The following is a 16,982-nucleotide window of genomic DNA, read 5'->3' on the forward strand; positions in this document are numbered from 1 at the left end:
AAAAAGTCGGGAAAACAGGCTTGCAAACCCCGCGCGGGCCGACTAAACCGCGCCTCAGTGGACCGATAGCTCAGCTGGATAGAGTACTTGACTACGAATCAAGGGGTCGGGGGTTCGAATCCTCCTCGGTCCGCCACTACCCCCAAATGATTTGATCATGTCGAGCCTGGCCTGAATTTCCGCGTGATTTCTGGCTTGGTTGCGCAGAGGGTGGAGTGGGCCACTATATGACCGAGCCACCCCGCAATCTGGACACTGACATAAGCTGCGATTTCCGGCAGATTTGATCCGGATCTTGCACTGACCGACCCCTTGATTGCGCTTTTGATCTCAGTCCCGGAAGTGCCAGAACCCTATTTCTGTTGCTCGGGTCAGGGAGTTATCCCTCTTCGCGCATCTTGAGACGGTGGCCCACTTCTACGATGGCCTCAAGCGCAGGCACTAGTTCGCTGCCCAGCTCCGTCAGGGCATATTCAACCGAAGGGGGCGAGGTTGGCTGGACATTGCGCGACAGCACACCGCGTTGCTCAAGTTCCGTCAAACGGGTCGAGAGCACCTTGGCCGAGATTGGCGGAATATCTGTGCGCAGCTCGTTAAAGCGGCGCGGGCCGGCACGCAGCGACCAGATGACATTGGCCGCCCATGCCCCGGAAATCACGCCCATACAATGCGTCAACATGCACGGCTGCGGCGGCTTGGGACTTTGGTTCTTGCGCACTTTGAGGGGCATGTTTGGTGACCAGGTTTCTGCGGGGTAACTCAATAGTTAAGTATCCATGAGAAACCAAGTTGTCAACGGTAAGCCGATACGCCATCTCTTGCCCATGACCGCAAACAACCGGAGCGATTACAGATGAAACTCTACTACAAACCCGGTGCCTGCTCGATGGCATCCCACATCGTCTTAAACGAGCTTGGCGTCTCGTTTGATCTCGACAAGACAGACACCGATGCACGCAAAACCGAAGCAGGCGACGATTTCCTCAAGATCAGTCCGAACGGCTATGTGCCCGCGCTTGTGACCGATGATGGCGACATCATTACCGAAAACCCCGCCGTGTTGCAGTATTTGGCAGACCAGTCACCCGTTGCTGGCGTGGCCCCTCCAAGCGGCACAATGGCAAGGGTCCGCCTTCAGGAAACCCTCAACTTTCTGTCGTCGGAGTTGCATACATCTTTCGGGCCGTTTTTCTCTGGCGTTGAAATGGATGATGTCCGACGCAAGAAAGCCGAAACTGGCGTCAATCGCCGCGTGGCGCATATTGAACGGATCCTTGCGGATGGCCGCGATTATCTCATGGGTGACAGGTTCACGGTTGCGGACGCCTATGCTTTCGTCGTGCTCAACTGGGCCAGCTTTGTCGGGATCAATCTTGACGCGCATCCAAAGACCCAAGCATTTGTCGCGCGTGTCGCGGCGCGACCGGCAACAATCAAGGCGATGGTGACTGAGGGCCTGATGGAGCGGGCGGCATGACCAAATTTGTTGCACTCACCGGCGTGATTGAGACCTACTTTGATGGTCTTTATCATGCCGACGCGGGCAAACTGGCCACCGTCTTTCACCCAAAGGCGATCTACGCAACGGCAGATGAGATGCCGTTGCTTTACCGCACGATGGATGAATACCTGCCGGTGGTGGCGGCGCGAAAATCCCCAGCGTCGCGGAATGAGCCGCGCCGGGATTTGATCGAATCCATCGAGTTTGCAGGAGAAAACACCGCCTTTGCTCGGGTGCGCTGTTCCATCGGTACGAAAGATTTCATTGATTTCCTGACCCTTGTGCGCACGGATGGGGCATGGTGGATCATGGCCAAAGTTTTCCAAATCACCGAACGTGAAGCCTGAAGGATTTGATATGCCCTATGTAAACATCAAGGTGACACGCGAAGGCGTCACCCCCGATCAAAAAGCCGAACTGATCAGCGGCGTTACCGACGTGCTGGTGCGGATTCTGGATAAAAACCCGGCAACCACATTTGTCGTTATCGACGAAGTTGCGCTTGAGAATTGGGGTATCGGCGGGGTGCCAGTCGAACAATACCGCAACACTTCGGCGCGTTGACCGGTATGGGTATTCGCACATCTCTTTGTGAATTGCTGGACATCGAACATCCCGTTTTGCTGGCACCAATGGCGGGTGTCAGCGGCGGAGCACTCGCCGCCGCGGTGAGCGATGCAGGCGGTATGGGTCTGATCGGCGGCGGCTATGGCGATGCTGACTGGCTCAAACGTGAATTTGAGGCGGCAGGCGATGCAAGGGTCGGCGTGGGTTTTATCACTTGGTCACTCGCCCGTCAGCCCGATCTGCTTGATCTGGCGCTCGAAAGGAACCCGGCTGCAGTGATGCTCTCATTCGGTGACTTTGGGCCCTTCCTCGGTCAAATTCGCGCAGCGAAGACCAAATTGATCCTTCAGGTGCAGACACTCGACCAAGCCCGTAAAGCGGTGGATGCTGGCGCCGATGTGATCGTGGCGCAAGGCACCGAGGCGGGCGGTCACGGCGGCGCCAGAGCGACCTTGCCGTTTGTTCCGGCAGTGGCCGATATCGCGCAAGGAATACCTGTCATCGCTGCGGGCGGCATTGCGGATGGACGCGGTCTGGCTGCGGCCTTGGCGCTGGGCGCGTCAGGTGCTTTGTGCGGCACGACATTCTTTGCCAGCGACGAATCCCTTGCCAGTGCGGATGCCAAGGTGGCGGCTGTTTCGGGGTCGGGAGACAATACCGAACGCAGTTCGGTGTTTGATTTGGCGCGCGGCCTCAACTGGCCACCGGATTGGAACCTGCGCACAATGCGCAATTCCTTCACCCGAAAATGGAGCGGCAATATGGACGGCTTGCGTAAAAACCTCACTGCGGAGCAGGCCCGCTTCAACGCCGCATTGGCGGCGGGGGACATGGACGTCGCGGCGGTGATTGTCGGCGAGGCCGCTGATCTCATACAGGCGCGCGAACCCGCGCGAGCCACGCTTCACAGAATGGTCTCGCAAGCGGAGGATCGTATGCGCGGCCTTGGCCAATTGGTTGGCCCGCTCAGAGAGGACAATGAGAATGCAAAAACTTAAAGGCAGTTGCCTGTGCGGTGCGGTTTCATATGAGGTCGTCAACGCGTTCGAAAAGATGTTCTTGTGCAGTTGCGCGCAATGCAGACAGATCACCGGGTCGGCTTTTGCATCAAATCTGTTCACAGATGTCGGTGGTTTCAAATGGTTGTCTGGTGGTCATGACGTCGTCACCTATGAAGTGCCGGGGCGGGACATCTCCAAGTCCTTTTGTCCGAAATGCGGCTCGGGCGTGCCTTGGCTCAGTGGTGATGGTACAAAAATGATCGTTCCTGCGGGGCCTTTACAGGGGGAACCGGAGGTTGCGCAGATGTACCGGACATTTGTCAGCGAGCAACCGTTGTGGTCATCCACCCTCGACCAGGTCGAAGCGCATAAAGGGTTTCCAAGCTAGGGTCCGGGTCCAAGATCCGCAGTGCGATAAGAAAAGCATAGGAGAAGGCCAAGGCTGTGATAGGCCTTTTGCATGACGGTTTCCCTTTCAGACCCAAAAGTACTGAATACCAAGCAAACAATGGCCGCGCTTGGGGTGCTTTTTGCGTCGGTCTGTTTTGGCATCGTCCCCTATTTCAGCAGAAATTTGACCGACCAAGGGCTGGCCGCACATTCGGTGGCCTTTTACCGGTATATCATCACCGCAGTGATTTTGTTGCCTGCGTTTCTGAGCCAGTTGAAGGCATGGCGCGAACTGGTCTGGGGTCTTTGTGCAGGCGCAGGTATGGGGCTGGGTTGGATCGGATATGTAAGGGCGGTTGAAACGATCCCTGCTTCGACAGTTGGCGTACTTTATATGACTTATCCTGTGTTCACGGTCGTCATTGCATGGGCTATATTTGCCGATCCACCATCCCGCAGGGCCTTGTTTGCCTCCGGCCTGATCTTTCTGGCCGCCGTCATCGCCGGAAATCCAGCTGCGGTTCCTCCTCAACACTTGCCGACATTGATCCTTTCGCTGGCGGCGCCTTTGGGGTTCGGTTTTGGTATATGCGTCCTTGTGCATCGCCTTTCGCGCATTCCACCGCTTGCGAGGATCGCGTCTGTTTCTCTTGGATCGGTACTGGCGCTTTCGCCGCTTGTTGCGACGTCGACAGCCGCGGAAATCTTGCCCACTGATGCAAATACATGGGTGATGATTTTGGGAATTGCGGTTGTCTCCGCGCTTGTCCCACAGCTGATTTATACTGTCAGCTCTCCTATCATTGGCGCGTCGCGCACGGCTGTAATTGGCAGCGTTGAACTGCCAACCATGTTTCTTGTCGGGATGTTCGCATTTGGCGAGATCCTGACGATTGCGCAGCTCAGTGCCTGTGCGTTGGTCATCACCGCAATTGTCCTGACACGAAGCCGCGCCACGCGGAACGTAACGACCAACATCGCCAGAAATCCCTGACCCCTGTGCAAGGTCAGGCGCGCATGCGGGCATACTCCGGGTCATAGGGCGAGGGCGTGATCACCTTTGCCGCCACCAATTCTCCGCAGAGATCCAGCTGCATGGCGGTGCAAGCCGCCGCCAGTTCTGGCAGGACAAAGGCATAGGCGAGGTTCATGCCCACGCGATGCCCCCATTCGCCCGAAGTGACCGTGCCCACTACCGCATCACCTTGCATCAAGGATGCACCACCATGCGCAGGCGCGGTTGTGCTGTTTACCTTTAGCGTCACGAGGCGGCGTGTCGGTCCGTTTCTCATTCGCTCCCGCAAGGCATCCTGTCCGATGAACGCCCCCTTGTCCGGGCGAACAAAGCGGTCCAGCCCTGTCTCAAACGGATCAAACTCGGTAAGCAGATCGGCCTTCCAATGCAGAAAGCCTTTTTCGAGCCGCATGGATTCCACTGCGCGCGCGCCGAAAAGTTTCATGCCATGTGCTTTACCCGCCTCGCGCAGGGCAAGATAGACCACATAAAGAGAGGCGTTCGGCACGTGGATTTCATACGCCAGTTCACCAGAAAAGCTGACACCCAGCACGGTTGCGGGCGAGAAACCGATGAAACATTCGCGCACCGACAGCCAAGGGAAGGCCTCTTTGGACCAGTCGCCTCGGGCGCAGTCCGATAGCACATCGCGTGCTTTGGGTCCGGCCAGAACGAGGATTGTCTGATCGTTTGTCATGCTGCGGATCTGGACGTCTTCGTCCGATCGTAAATGCTGGGTCAGCCAGTCCATGTCGTGATATTCGGAAGCCGCGGCCGATCCATACCAACAGCGGGCCGGGCCGCGATCCGAGGCCGGGATATTCGCAATCGTTGCCTCACCTTTGATCATGCCGTGATGGTTCAGCAGATACCCAAGGCCCACGCGGCCATCCTTTTTGGTGACGGCCCCACAGAACATCCGGTCAAGGAAACTGTGCCGGTCCGCGCCGGCAAACTCGAAGCGGTTGAAGCCGTTCACCTCGCACAGTCCAACGTTTTCTTGCACGTTGCGGACCTCTGCGCCGACAATGTCGAAGGTCTCGTCGAAGTTGAAGCTCAGGCTCGGGTGGAAATTCGGTGACGGCTTTACGTAATCCACCCGCTCCCATCCATTCACGACGGTAAATTCTGCACCTTCGGCGGCCATGATCGGCGTGAGCGGTGTTGTCTTGGCGTTGCGTCCGGCGGGGCGGTGTTCGTGAGGGAAATGAAAGCGGAATTCGTTCTGGTAGTCTTCGATTGCCTTGAGCGCGGTCAGTTCGACATTTGTATGTCCGGTGAACCGCCGTGGATCGATACACCAGGTGTCATACTGCGCCTCACCATGAACGATCTGTTGCGCAAGCAGCCAGCCGTGGCCGCCGCCTTCACCCACACCCGCCCGCAGGCCGATGATGCAAAAGGCGTTTCGCTTGCCGGGGATTGGACCGACCAAGGGCGCACCATCGATGGTATAGGTAATCGGCCCGTTGACCACACGCTTGATGCCCACTTCGGTTAGCGCGGGCATCCGTTCAAACGCGCCCTCCAGCACGTCCATGACGCGGTCAAGATCATCCGGGCACAGATCATTGGCAAAGCTCGGGCTGATGCCATCCATGCCCCATGTTTTGCAATCCTGTTCGTAAAACCCGACCAAAAGACCGTTCTTTTCCTGGCGGGAATAATAGTCTGAGATTGGGCAGCGCAAGAGGGGCATTCGGTGACCGGCTTCGACAATGGCGGGGATGTCTTCGGTGACGAAATACTGGTGCTCCATGGAGGCGACAGGGTGATGCACCCCCATCATCTTGCCAACTTCGTTCACCCGATAGCCGCAGGCATTCACAACGATATCAGCGTCAATGCTGCCCTTGTCGGTTTCGACCGTCCAGGTATCATCGGTATGCTGGGTCAGCGCGGTCACGTTTGTGTGGCGGTAAACTTCTGCGCCGGCCTTCCGCGCGTGGAACGCCAGAGCCTGGCACAGTTGCGCCGGATCGATGTCACCGTCTTCGCCGTCCCAGAGACCTCCCAGCAGGTTGTCCGTCGAGATCAGCGGATGGCGGCGGGCGCATTCCGCGGCATCAATAACCTCAAAAGTTACGTCCATACCGCGCGCCATCGATGCAAAATGGCGATAGGCCTGCATCTGTGCTTCGGTATTGGCCAGCCGGATCCCGCCGTCGCCATGGTGGTAGCCCACGGGGTATTCAGGATCATCACGCAATTTCTTGTAAAGGCTGATGGAGTGAGATTTCAGACCGACCATTGTTTGGTTCATACCAAAATTTGTCACCTGAGCCGCCGAATGCCACGTGGTGCCAGAGGTGAGTTCGTCCCTCTCAATCAGAACAACGTCAGACCACCCTTCTTCCGTCAGATGATACAATGTTGAGCAACCGGCGATTCCTCCCCCTATGACCACAACCTTCGTGCGTGACTTCATTTTCGCCTCCCGAGAAATGCAGAAACGAACTGAGCAAGAATTGCACTTTCGGCACAAGGGTTGGATAGGTGTTCCGAAAAAATCAGAATTAAACTACGAGAATATCGGCCTAATGGCACATAGTTCGCGGATTTCGATATCCGTGCAGCTCCTCAATGATGTCGAATGATCCTATTCGATCAGGGTGAATTGCTCATCGAGCCAAGGAAACGCACGGTGCATGCCGGAAAGGATCTGCCGGTTCAGTTCAACGCGCAGTTTGAATGCCACCAGATCAATTGCGGACTGGGCACAGTCAGGGCTGGCAACCAGTGATAACGTCCGTCCAAAACTCTTACCGGGAAAGGGATGCAGGCGAAGTTGTTTGTGGAACCGCCGCGCACGTGAAAACATCAATGGGGTCGTTATGGTCCACCCGGAACCCGCGGCGACCATGGCCATTAAAGTTTGATTATTTCCGCATTCAAACTTGTTGGGCAATTGCACCCCCAGACGGCGCAATTGCGCTTCGATCTGCGCCGCGATGATGAGATCACTTGAGAACTGCAAAAATGGCAGCTTGATGCGCCCTTCAACAATATCGGGCAGCGACAAATCCATCGAAACCGGCAAGGCAATGACAAATGGATCACGCAACAGGGGCCAGTCAACAAGATCGTTTAGGGACTTGAGGGGAGTTGTCACAACCCCTAAGTCCAGTTCCCTATGGCGCAGCATCCGGATGATGTCGTTGCTGGTTCCGGTATGGTACAGGAAATTGCAATCCGGCATGTTCTGCGAAAGATAGACTGCAAGTTCTGGCGTAACATCGCTATCCAGATCTTCGATCGTGCCAACCCGCAGATAAGAGGCGTCTGCCACATTGCCTGCAGATGCTTCTGCCGTCGCTTTGCGGATCGTTTGCATGGCCTGCGCGATGTTGCGCAAGTAGTTGCGACCTGTCGGCGTAATGACCATCGGCCTGCGGCTGTGATCAAACAGAGCAATGCCAAGATGCTCTTCAAGATTGCGCAAGTGATGAGAAACCGTGCTGATGGACAGGTCGGCCTCTGCCGCTGTCGCCTGCAACGATTGAGTCCTTGCATAGGTTTGGAACAACTCAAGCCATTTCAGGCTAAGGTCTTTGTTCGAAGAATGTGTTGGCATTGGAGTATGGGTCCGGTCACCAGAGGTCTTTTCATTTGATCACGTAAATCACAGGATAAAGCCAACCAAATCGGAAATGTTGGGCCAGTTGGCCTGCGCTTGACCGCTGGCAACAGCCGGCCAAGTTCGCATCAAGTCTCTCCCAAATCGGGCAACTCTGGATCGCGAATTGCCTTCGCATCGCATCTCGCCGTGAATATTCACCCTGTCAGGCACTCGGATTTGGGGCTGGGCCATTAGGGGCATTCAGCGCCAGATCCACATGGGGCAAGGACGGTTGCGCCAGATATGGAAATCAGTTCTAAATGACCTTTGATTGTTCACAGGCCCTAAACACCGCATGCAGACATTCCCTCTAACGGCGTGGCAACATTTCAACCTTCTGCTTGCACAACACCCTGAGGCCAATCGCAACTTTTTGACCCATACAACCCATTCGATTGCGATGCGTGTCCGCCCCGGTTTGAGTGAACGGAGATTGCGCCGCGCCTTTGCGCAGCTTTGTGCGCGCCATGACGTCACCCGTCTGGTCCTTGATCTCGATGGTGCAAAACCCAAGTGCTGCATTCGAGATGCACGTGCTGCGGGGATCGGTGTCCATGATTATTCAGGTGCCTCCGAAGAGGCTATCGAAGGGATCACACACAGACATGCACGCGACCTTCTGCCGCTTGTCGGGCATGAATTGGTTCAGCTTGATCTGCTGTTATTTGGTGATCTTGGTGATGTTGTGGTTTTCCGTGCTCATGCCTGCCTGACGGACGCCTTTGGCATGACTGTGATGCGTGACGATCTTATGAAGTTCTATTTTCAGGTGCCAATAGTGACCTCAGCCGTTGGCTATGCCGCATATTATCAAGGTTGGGGCAGGGATCGCGCCATGAGCGGACCTTTGGCCCAGCAGTTTTGGGAAGAGAAGCTATTGCCTGCGCCGCCGCCGCCAAAAATAGGACGGGTCAAACGCGGCTTGCCCATCTTGCAGGGCGGTCTGACTTGGCAAAAGGGTGCTGACTTCTTTTGTGATCTTACCGCAGATCAGGTGGCTCAGTTAAACGCGCAGGCCCAAGCGGTGGGCACAACGGCGTTCATGCTGGCCAACACAGCTTTTATACAGACTGTGGCGCGGGCAGGGGATGTTGAGGATGTGCTTTATTCGCTAACCCTCGGACGTCACGACAACCGCCTGTTCCAATACGCGGGTCATCATGCGTTGCACCCCTTGATGCGTTTTCGGCATCGTGAGGGTCAACCGGTTGTCGAGGCCGCGCAAAACCATGCGCGGCAATGGCGCGAGACTTTGGATCATCTGCCGGCGATTGCCGCCCGGCGTGAAGGGACATGGGACCGCAGGTTGCTCGACGCAGGCAGTTATCCCCGCCAGATTACAACCGGCAGCCGGATGCCCCTGAATGGCAATCGCCAACCCCCTGACGCCGTGGCGCAGCCTTCGGCAGACGGCACCGTTCGCATCTGGTCAATGGAATTGAGTGAGATTGCTATGCCGCATTATCCGGGTGATTTTGATGAGCTGGTTCTGCGGGCCGAATTTGAGCCGGGGCGCAGTGCGCTGCAATTCAGATATGACGCGGACGCCTATAGCGAGGATGAGATCGCGGGACTTGCCCAAGACACATTCGCCCGATTGGGGTTAAAGGTGGGCGCAACCCATAGGTTTGTCTAACGGGCGAGCGGCGCTGCTGCCTTTTTCGCAGCTTTTCTCGATCTGCCGCTATGGGAGCGCCGGAAAGACGTCACGGAACAGGTGTTGCCGCTCTGCATAGGCTGCGGCCAAGGCAGGGTCCGGGGTGATACGTTCCTGCAACTGCGGGGTTTGGAATACATCGTTCATCCCGGTTGCGGCCATGGCGAGGCGGGCCGCCCCAAGGGCTGCACCTTGTGATCCGCTTGCTGGAACTTTCAGTATCAGACCCGTCGCGGCGGCAATCATGTTGAGCCATGCCTTGGATTGGCTGCCGCCACCGGCAACCCATGCGCTTTCCAACTTGGCGCCGCTTCCATCGATGGCGCGGCGACAGTCACTTAATGCAAAGGCCACGCCTTCCATCACGGCTTGGGTCATTTCGGTCAGCCCGTGTTGGCGCTTGAGGCCAAGGAAACTGGCAGAAGCATCGGGCGCGTTGTGAGGTGTGCGTTCGCCCGACAGATAGGGCAGGAATGTCACGGGCGAGGGGGCGCTGGGCAGATCGTCGATGGCGTTTGTCAGATCTTTGGCAGATTGGCCCACCAAGTCAGCAAGCCAATTCAGGCTGTCGGTGGCCGACAAGATAACACCCATCTGGTGCCAAGTGTCTGGCACCGCGTGGCAAAAGCTGTGGACGGCAGATTGCGTGTTGGTGGCATAGTGATCCGTTGTGGTGAACAAGACACCGGAGGTGCCAAGCGAGACAAAGGCATCGCCCGGTTTGGTGATGCCCAGACCGCAGGCTGTCGCGGCATTGTCGCCGCCGCCGCCCGCCACAACGACAGGGCCAACGCCCCATGCACTGGCCAGTTCAGGCCGCAGATTTCCAGCCGCTCCGGACCCCTCGACAAGGGTGGGCATATAGCTGCGATCCATCCCTGTTGCCGCAAGCAGAGCATCGGACCAATCGCGTTTGCCCACATCGAGCCACAGCGTGCCAGCGGCATCGGACATTTCCGACATATGCTGCCCGGTCAGCCAAAGACCAACGTAGTCTTTGGGCAAAAGTACCTTGCGGGTCTCGGCAAAGATCTCGGGCTCGTTCTGGCGTACCCATTCAAGTTTCGGGGCGGTGAAACCCGCCATGACGATATTCCCGCCAATTCCTCGAAAATCGGCGCGGGCCTCCAGGGCTTCGCATTCTGCGCCAGACCGCCCGTCATTCCACAAGATTGCCGGGCGCAATGGTTTGTCCGCTTTGTCCAGCAAGGTTGCGCCATGCATCTGACCCGATACCGCAATGCCTTTCAGCGCGGCAAACGCCCGGGGCGCAGTTGCACGCACGGCGGCGATGGCATCATCGCAGGCAGAAATCCATGTGTCAGGATCTTGTTCTGACCAATTGGGGTGGGGGCGCTGCACGGTGAGCGGCGCATGCCCTTCGGCCACGGGGTTTTGCGCCTCGTCGATCAGAAGCGCTTTGACACCGGAGGTGCCGAGGTCCAGCCCCAAAAACATATCATTTCTCTTTCATCTCTTGGCATCTTGACCGTTTGATCTGCCGGCCAAGACTGTTTCAATTTCCCGCTTGGACCGGGGCCTTAGACGCTCAGGGGCCTATGACCCATATCTGCCGCAGTTTGGGATTGCCGCGCATGTGCTCTGCGACATGACCTCTGATCTTTTTCACTGTAACTCCGGCCGAATGTGCCGCTTCAGACGAAGCGGTTGACGATGTTCTCCAGAATTTCCTGACGGCCCGAACGTGGCTGCGGATCAATCCCATCGGCCTCGACCTGCGCGGCGATGGTTGCCAGATCACTGTCCAGCAAGGCGCCGTGCCCGGCGGTGTCCCATCCCGCATATCGGGCTTTGCGCATCTCCTCCAACGTGCCGTCCTGCAGCATCGCGGCGGCCGCTTTGAACCCGCGTGCGCAGACGTCCATTGCACCGGCGTGGGCGGCAATGAGATCAATAGGATCAAGGGATTGGCGGCGCAGCTTGGCGTCAAAGTTGGTGCCGCCTTTGGTGAACCCGCCCGCCCTGAGCACTTCGTAATAGGCCAATGCGACCTCGGGCACATTGTTGGGAAACTGGTCCGTATCCCAGCCCGATTGGTAATCATTGCGGTTCATGTCGATGGATCCGAAGATGCCCAAAGATGTCGCCAATGCCAGCTCATGCTCAAAGGAATGACCGGCCAAGATCGCGTGACCCTGTTCAATGTTCATTTGAACGTCGTTCTCCAGGCCAAATTCCTTGAGGAAGCCGTAGACCGTGGTAACGTCGAAATCATATTGGTGCTTGGTCGGCTCCTGCGGCTTTGGTTCAACGAGGATCGCACCTTTGAACCCGATCTTGTGCTTGTACTCGACAGCCATCTGCAGGAACCGGCCCGCCTGTTGGCGTTCGCGCTTGAGGTCGGTGTTCAGCAAGGTTTCATAGCCCTCGCGCCCGCCCCACAGAACGTAGTTCTCGCCGCCCATCTTGTGGGTCGCGTCCATGCACAGTTTCACAGTGGCTGCCGACCAGGCAAATACCTCTGGGTCGGGGTTCGTGGCGGCGCCTGCCATGAAGCGGCGGTGACTGAACAGATTGGCGGTCCCCCACAGCAGCTTGGTTTTGCCGTTTTCCATCTTGCCCGTCAGGTAATCGACCATTTCCTCAAAATTGCGGCGACTCTCGGCAAAGGTTGCGCCCTCGGGACGGATGTCCGCGTCGTGCCAGCAAAAGAACGGCACGTTCAGCAGGTCAAACATTTCAAAGGCCACGTCGGCCTTCATCCGGGCCAAATCCATCGTGTCGCCAAACCAAGGGCGTTCAAAGGTCTGGCCGCCAAACGGATCACCGCCCGGCCAAGCAAAGGAATGCCAATAGGCCACGGAAAAGCGCAGATGATCTTCCATCCGCTTGCCCATGATCATTTCGTCCGGATCGTAATGACGAAAGGCAAGACCATTGGCATCTGGATCAAACCGCAGGGGGCTGAGGTCTTCGAAAAAAGTGGTCATTTGGGAAGGGCCTTTCTGTCAAAACGGCTCAATGGGAAGATTGTCACGCAAGTAGATCGCTGGGATCAGCTCCGGCGCCGGTGGGGGCGGCAGGTCATCCACAATGGCTTGCAGCAGGGCGAGCGCACGGTTGAGTTCAATCTCGGGGCGCTGGTCGATGGCCACGTCGATGGTGCCGTCTTCCAACGCGTCGCGGGTACAAGTGGAAAGTTCATGAACCACGCAGATGGAAAGGCCATCACGGCCATTCATCCGAACGGCATCCACCAAGCCTTCGTTGCCCGCGCCGACATTATAGATTGCCGTGTAGCCATCGTCACCGCGCAGGCGTTCGGACAACAACGCGCGCATCTGGCGGGGTTGGTCCTTGGTTTCGATCACGGATGTGATTTCGATGCTCGGAAAATCCTGTTTCAGCACCGCTGTGAACCCTTCGATCCGGTCGGAATGGTCGCGCGCATCCAGCGAACCAGCGGTGACAATCACGCGGCCTGCTTTGCCACCGTGGCCCATACCAACCAGACGTGCGGCGGTGCGCCCGGCCTTTTTATTGTCAATGCCGATGTAATGATCACGGCAATCTTGAGGGCCGTCAGAGACCAGTGAGACGACCTTTACGCCCGAGTTGCGCAATGCCACCAATGGCTTGACCGCGGTTCTCTGGCCCAGTCCGACAAAGGCCACGCCGTCGTAACCCGTTTCCGACAGCCCTGAGACGGCGACCTCCAACGCGTGAGCGTCAAAAGCCTCAAATTCAATTACGTCAATGGCGACGCGGGCGGATTTAAGATGCAGTGCCGCCTTTTGCAGTTGTTCATGCATGCGGCCAAAAAAAGCGTGCGAACGGCGCGGCAGGACAAACGCCAGATGATACCCGCGTTTTCTGGATAGGTTGGCGGCAGCAATGTTGCGCACATAGCCCAACTGCGCGACGGCCTTTTCGATCTTTCGGACAGATTTCTCTGCCACGTTTCCGCGCCGGTTCAATACGCGATCAGCGGTCGCAGAGCTGACACCAGCCAGCCGCGCGACGTCATGGAGCGTCGGATTTTTCATTGGACCTCCTCCAATCACCGAAGGCTTGATGACCGTGAGGGATAAGTTGTGCCGTAAAATGATGGACGTCAATCAATTTGTCAGGACTTTTATATGTTGATCAAAGTGTTTGAAAAATTTTTCTCTAATAACAGTCTATTAAGGAAAATATTTGACGGTATAGAAAGAGCCATGTTTGTAATTCGTCAATCATTTTATCCAAATCTGCCTTCGCGAACCTTCGTCTGATTGGCTCGCATCCTTCGCAGGGGACAAAATGCTTGCCGCCTGATTCCAATGTGCCGGCTCGTTCAAGGGGTGCATCGCTTCTCGGAGAATCCTTTGCCTGCCGCAGGCAAATTGTCATTCACCGACCAACTTTGGGGATCGACGACCCGGGCGTGTCGCTGCTTGATCGGCAAAGTGACGTTCCTGTTTTAGCCCACCTCTAGATGTGGGGATCGTGCCTTGCTGAACACAAGATCTGGTGTGGATTCGCTCTTCGTCGCTCTTGATCAAGTGGGGTTTTCTCAGAATCTGCCACATCTGCCTGAGTGTCTTTTCGGGCGCTCGATTGGTCGCAATTTGAAACGACTGACTGCTTAGGGCCGGATTATTTGCAGCTTGTAAGGTGCTGCTTTTCTCAAACCTTGGGGGAGGCGGAGAATTGGGAAGCTGGTGCAAATCCGGCGCTGCCCCCGCAACGGTAAGGAAGGGAAGGTCGCAACCAAACGCCACTGAGAGAGGACCTCGGGAAGGCGATGCGACCGTGCCATTGGCACCTTCCAAGCCCGGAAACCAGCCTTGCAAAACGTCAATCCGCGGGCGGCGGTGCAGGCGCTGGCTTGGGTGCACGTCCTCCTTGTGGCGCCCACCCCCGCGCTGTGCTGCCGATCGCTCCAGCAACGCCGCGCCCAGCGGCCGGGAAGCACAAGATGAACAACGATATCAATGCATTGCTTGCGGGACGCCAGATCGGTCACGCGTTGGAGCAACCGTTCTACAATGATCCGGCGGTGTTTCAGACCGATCTTGAAACGATCTTCTACCGTGATTGGTTGTTTGCGGTCGCGGCCTGTGAGTTGGAAAAGCCGGGCAGCTATGTCACCCACACCGTTGGTGCCTATCGCGTCATCATCGTTCGCGGTGCGGATGGCCAGATTCGCGCGTTCCACAACTCCTGCCGCCACCGTGGATCGGTGATTTGTACCGCCGCCAAAGGCAACGCGCCAAAGCTGGTCTGCCCCTATCATCAATGGACCTATGAGCTGGACGGTTCACTTCTATGGGCGCGTGACATGGGACCGGACTTTGACCCTTCCAAACATCGTTTGAAGTCGGTGCACTGCCGCGAGCTGGCTGGGCTGGTTTACATCTGTCTGGCGGACGAAGCGCCCGATTTTGACAGTTTTGCAGAACTGGCCGCGCCTTATCTGGAACCCCATGATCTGGGCAATGCCAAGGTGGCGTTCGAAAGTTCGATCATCGAGAATGGCAATTGGAAGCTGGTCTGGGAAAACAACCGCGAGTGCTACCATTGCGGTGGCAACCATCCGTCGCTGTGCCGAACCTTCCCCGATGATCCATCTGTCACCGGAATTGAAGCTGGCGACACGCCACCTGCCTTGGCCGCGCATTTCCATCGTTGTGAAGCAGCGGGCATCCGGTCGGATTTCCAGCTGGACGCAGGTGGCCAATACCGGCTTGCGCGGATGCCACTGAAAGAAGGCGCCAAAAGCTATACTCTGGATGGAAAAACCGCCGTGCGCCGCTGGTTGGGCCGCGTGCCATTTGATGATGCTGGCACCTTGCTGAAGTTCCACTATCCCTCGACGTGGAACCATTTTCTGCCGGATCATTCCATCATCTTTCGTGTAACACCCGTGAGCCCGACGGAAACCGAAGTCACCACCAAATGGCTGGTGCACAAAGAAGCGGTTGAGGGCGTGGATTATGACCTGAAACGTTTGACCGAGGTCTGGATGGCCACCAATGACGAAGACCGCCGCGTTGTCGAAGACAATCAAAAGGGTATCAATTCGCCGGCCTATACACCCGGTCCCTATTCGCCAACGCAGGAATCCGGCGTTGCGCAGTTTGTCGATTGGTACTGCGCGACCCTGTCCGCGCGGCTCGCCCCTAAATCACTTGCGGCGGAGTAGGCGTAATGAACGATATGAGCAACAAACCCATGCGCGGGACATGGACCGATGATGAAATGCTGGAATGCGTTTCGGTCATTCCGGAAATGCCGAATGTGGCCAGCTTTACCTTTCGTGCGCCATCTGGTGCGCTGTTCGACTATCAACCGGGGCAGTTTCTGACGCTTGAACTTCCTGTGCCGGGCGGCACGGTGCACCGGACCTATACGATTTCGTCTTCGCCCTCGCGGCCCCGGTCCATCACCATCACCGCCAAAGCGCAGAGCGACAGCATCGGCACACGCTGGATGCTCGATAACCTCAAGCCCGGCGTGCGGCTCAAGGCGTTTGGTCCGGCGGGTCTTTTCACCCATGCGGACAGCAAGGCCGACAAATATCTGTTCATTTCGGCAGGCTCCGGCATCACCCCGATGATGTCGATGACCACCTGTTTGTGGGATGAAGGCACGGATCTGGATGCCGTGTTCATCAATTGCGCCCGCGTGCCTTCGGAAATCATTTTTCGTGAGCGGCTTGAGCAGATGGCCAGCCGCGCACCGGGGCTGGAAGTGAAATTTGTCGTAGAGGCGCCCGATCCCTATGCACCATGGACCGGGTATCAGGGTATGTTCAACCAGCTGATGCTGGGGCTGATGGCCCCCGATTATCTGGAGCGCGAGGTCTATTGCTGCGGGCCGGAGCCGTTCATGCAGGCTGTGCGCGACGCGCTGGCGGGGCTTGGCTTTGACATGGACCACTATCATCAGGAAAGCTTTGGCGCACCTGTTGAGGTAGAGGCGGATCAGCCTGATCTGGATGATGTGGTCCCGGATGAGGAGAGCACTGCGGAAGTCTACTTCGCGCAGTCGGACGTGCGTCACAAATGCACCGAAACCGATACTGTTCTGGCCGTGGCCCGGGCGGCAGGGCTGAACATCCCGTCGGGCTGTACTTTCGGGGTTTGTGGCACCTGCAAGGTCAAAAAGACCGGGGGTGATGTCCATATGGTCCACAACGGCGGCATCTCGGAGGATGACATTGAGGCGGGATATGTCCTGGCCTGCTGTTCACACCCGATGGGCAAGGTGTCGATCGAGATTTAGGG

The 16,982-nt window shown here is 57.0% G+C and carries 15 protein-coding genes, 1 tRNA gene and 1 riboswitch; of the genes, 10 read left to right on the forward strand and 6 right to left on the reverse strand.

Annotated elements, in window-relative coordinates; translation table 11 throughout:
- The first annotated feature begins 59 nt into the window (after positions 1–59).
- Positions 60–136 (forward strand) — tRNA-Arg (locus K3754_RS03665).
- A 243-nt stretch (positions 137–379) separates the two neighbouring features.
- On the opposite strand, the gene K3754_RS03670 is transcribed toward K3754_RS03665, so the two are convergent.
- Positions 380–679 carry a helix-turn-helix domain-containing protein gene (locus K3754_RS03670; RefSeq protein ID WP_231024246.1) on the reverse strand — a complete coding sequence of 100 codons (300 nt, stop codon included), beginning with the start codon at positions 677–679 and terminating at the stop codon, positions 380–382.
- Between the two features lie 174 nt (positions 680–853).
- Here K3754_RS03670 and gstA point away from each other — a divergent pair, with 174 nt between their 5' ends.
- From gstA to K3754_RS03700, 6 genes are all read left to right on the forward strand, one after another.
- Complete coding sequence (gene gstA / locus K3754_RS03675; RefSeq protein WP_259941110.1) at positions 854–1,477, forward strand: glutathione transferase GstA; 624 nt, start codon at positions 854–856, stop codon at positions 1,475–1,477.
- Positions 1,474–1,848 carry a nuclear transport factor 2 family protein gene (locus K3754_RS03680; RefSeq protein ID WP_259941113.1) on the forward strand — a complete coding sequence of 125 codons (375 nt, stop codon included), beginning with the start codon at positions 1,474–1,476 and terminating at the stop codon, positions 1,846–1,848. The genes gstA and K3754_RS03680 overlap by 4 nt, the downstream gene beginning before the upstream one ends.
- 10 nt (positions 1,849–1,858) lie before the next feature.
- Positions 1,859–2,065 (forward strand): 4-oxalocrotonate tautomerase family protein, encoded by a 207-nt coding sequence (locus K3754_RS03685; RefSeq protein WP_259941115.1) that lies wholly within the window; start codon positions 1,859–1,861, stop codon positions 2,063–2,065.
- A gap of 5 nt (positions 2,066–2,070) precedes the next feature.
- Positions 2,071–3,066: a nitronate monooxygenase family protein gene (locus K3754_RS03690; RefSeq protein WP_259941117.1), complete on the forward strand. Its 996-nt coding sequence runs from the start codon at positions 2,071–2,073 to the stop codon at positions 3,064–3,066.
- The gene (locus tag K3754_RS03695) at positions 3,053–3,457 is read left to right on the forward strand and encodes a GFA family protein (RefSeq protein WP_259941119.1); all 405 of its coding nucleotides are present in this window, start codon (positions 3,053–3,055) and stop codon (positions 3,455–3,457) included. The genes K3754_RS03690 and K3754_RS03695 overlap by 14 nt, the downstream gene beginning before the upstream one ends.
- Positions 3,458–3,529: 72 nt before the next feature.
- Positions 3,530–4,453 (forward strand): DMT family transporter, encoded by a 924-nt coding sequence (locus K3754_RS03700; RefSeq protein WP_259941121.1) that lies wholly within the window; start codon positions 3,530–3,532, stop codon positions 4,451–4,453.
- A 13-nt stretch (positions 4,454–4,466) separates the two neighbouring features.
- On the opposite strand, the gene K3754_RS03705 is transcribed toward K3754_RS03700, so the two are convergent.
- Together K3754_RS03705 and K3754_RS03710 are read right to left on the reverse strand one after the other, a co-directional pair.
- Complete coding sequence (locus K3754_RS03705; RefSeq protein WP_259941123.1) at positions 4,467–6,902, reverse strand: FAD-dependent oxidoreductase; 2,436 nt, start codon at positions 6,900–6,902, stop codon at positions 4,467–4,469.
- A 171-nt stretch (positions 6,903–7,073) separates the two neighbouring features.
- Positions 7,074–8,048 (reverse strand): LysR family transcriptional regulator, encoded by a 975-nt coding sequence (locus tag K3754_RS03710; protein WP_259941125.1) that lies wholly within the window; start codon positions 8,046–8,048, stop codon positions 7,074–7,076.
- Positions 8,049–8,388: 340 nt separating this feature from the next.
- Between K3754_RS03710 and K3754_RS03715 the strand changes: the two genes are divergently transcribed.
- On the forward strand, positions 8,389–9,729 hold the full coding sequence (locus tag K3754_RS03715) for a condensation domain-containing protein (protein WP_259941127.1): 1,341 nt from the start codon (positions 8,389–8,391) through the stop codon (positions 9,727–9,729).
- 48 nt (positions 9,730–9,777) lie between these two features.
- Here the strand turns inward: K3754_RS03715 and xylB are convergent, their stop codons facing one another.
- From xylB to K3754_RS03730, 3 genes are all read right to left on the reverse strand, one after another.
- Entirely contained in the window at positions 9,778–11,208 is a 1,431-nt protein-coding gene (gene xylB, locus K3754_RS03720; protein ID WP_259941129.1) for a xylulokinase, read from the reverse strand.
- Positions 11,209–11,405: 197 nt separating this feature from the next.
- Positions 11,406–12,701 carry a xylose isomerase gene (gene xylA / locus K3754_RS03725; RefSeq protein ID WP_259941132.1) on the reverse strand — a complete coding sequence of 432 codons (1,296 nt, stop codon included), beginning with the start codon at positions 12,699–12,701 and terminating at the stop codon, positions 11,406–11,408.
- A gap of 18 nt (positions 12,702–12,719) precedes the next feature.
- Positions 12,720–13,757 carry a LacI family DNA-binding transcriptional regulator gene (locus K3754_RS03730; RefSeq protein ID WP_259941134.1) on the reverse strand — a complete coding sequence of 346 codons (1,038 nt, stop codon included), beginning with the start codon at positions 13,755–13,757 and terminating at the stop codon, positions 12,720–12,722.
- 591 nt (positions 13,758–14,348) lie between these two features.
- A riboswitch (cobalamin riboswitch) is annotated at positions 14,349–14,558 on the forward strand.
- A 113-nt stretch (positions 14,559–14,671) separates the two neighbouring features.
- On the opposite strand from K3754_RS03730, the gene K3754_RS03735 reads away from it, so the two are divergent.
- A complete protein-coding gene (locus K3754_RS03735; protein WP_259941136.1) occupies positions 14,672–15,898 on the forward strand; it encodes an aromatic ring-hydroxylating dioxygenase subunit alpha in 1,227 nt (408 codons plus the stop codon).
- 5 nt (positions 15,899–15,903) lie between these two features.
- Positions 15,904–16,980 (forward strand): hybrid-cluster NAD(P)-dependent oxidoreductase, encoded by a 1,077-nt coding sequence (locus tag K3754_RS03740; protein ID WP_311201467.1) that lies wholly within the window; start codon positions 15,904–15,906, stop codon positions 16,978–16,980.
- The last annotated feature ends 2 nt before the right edge of the window (positions 16,981–16,982 follow it).

Origin of the sequence: Sulfitobacter sp. M368 (genome assembly GCF_025141875.1) — a bacterium.
Taxonomy (GTDB): domain Bacteria; phylum Pseudomonadota; class Alphaproteobacteria; order Rhodobacterales; family Rhodobacteraceae; genus Sulfitobacter; species Sulfitobacter mediterraneus_A.

What these genes read in the sequence shown, in the direction of transcription:
- K3754_RS03670 (WP_231024246.1), bottom strand. Translation starts at nt 679, where the DNA reads ATGTTGACGCATTGTATGGGCGTGATTTCCGGGGCATGGGCGGCCAAT.
- gstA (WP_259941110.1), top strand. Translation starts at nt 854, where the DNA reads ATGAAACTCTACTACAAACCCGGTGCCTGCTCGATGGCATCCCACATC.
- K3754_RS03680 (WP_259941113.1), top strand. Translation starts at nt 1,474, where the DNA reads ATGACCAAATTTGTTGCACTCACCGGCGTGATTGAGACCTACTTTGAT.
- K3754_RS03685 (WP_259941115.1), top strand. Translation starts at nt 1,859, where the DNA reads ATGCCCTATGTAAACATCAAGGTGACACGCGAAGGCGTCACCCCCGAT.
- K3754_RS03690 (WP_259941117.1), top strand. Translation starts at nt 2,071, where the DNA reads ATGGGTATTCGCACATCTCTTTGTGAATTGCTGGACATCGAACATCCC.
- K3754_RS03695 (WP_259941119.1), top strand. Translation starts at nt 3,053, where the DNA reads ATGCAAAAACTTAAAGGCAGTTGCCTGTGCGGTGCGGTTTCATATGAG.
- K3754_RS03700 (WP_259941121.1), top strand. Translation starts at nt 3,530, where the DNA reads ATGACGGTTTCCCTTTCAGACCCAAAAGTACTGAATACCAAGCAAACA.
- K3754_RS03705 (WP_259941123.1), bottom strand. Translation starts at nt 6,902, where the DNA reads ATGAAGTCACGCACGAAGGTTGTGGTCATAGGGGGAGGAATCGCCGGT.
- K3754_RS03710 (WP_259941125.1), bottom strand. Translation starts at nt 8,048, where the DNA reads ATGCCAACACATTCTTCGAACAAAGACCTTAGCCTGAAATGGCTTGAG.
- K3754_RS03715 (WP_259941127.1), top strand. Translation starts at nt 8,389, where the DNA reads ATGCAGACATTCCCTCTAACGGCGTGGCAACATTTCAACCTTCTGCTT.
- xylB (WP_259941129.1), bottom strand. Translation starts at nt 11,208, where the DNA reads ATGTTTTTGGGGCTGGACCTCGGCACCTCCGGTGTCAAAGCGCTTCTG.
- xylA (WP_259941132.1), bottom strand. Translation starts at nt 12,701, where the DNA reads ATGACCACTTTTTTCGAAGACCTCAGCCCCCTGCGGTTTGATCCAGAT.
- K3754_RS03730 (WP_259941134.1), bottom strand. Translation starts at nt 13,757, where the DNA reads ATGAAAAATCCGACGCTCCATGACGTCGCGCGGCTGGCTGGTGTCAGC.
- K3754_RS03735 (WP_259941136.1), top strand. Translation starts at nt 14,672, where the DNA reads ATGAACAACGATATCAATGCATTGCTTGCGGGACGCCAGATCGGTCAC.
- K3754_RS03740 (WP_311201467.1), top strand. Translation starts at nt 15,904, where the DNA reads ATGAACGATATGAGCAACAAACCCATGCGCGGGACATGGACCGATGAT.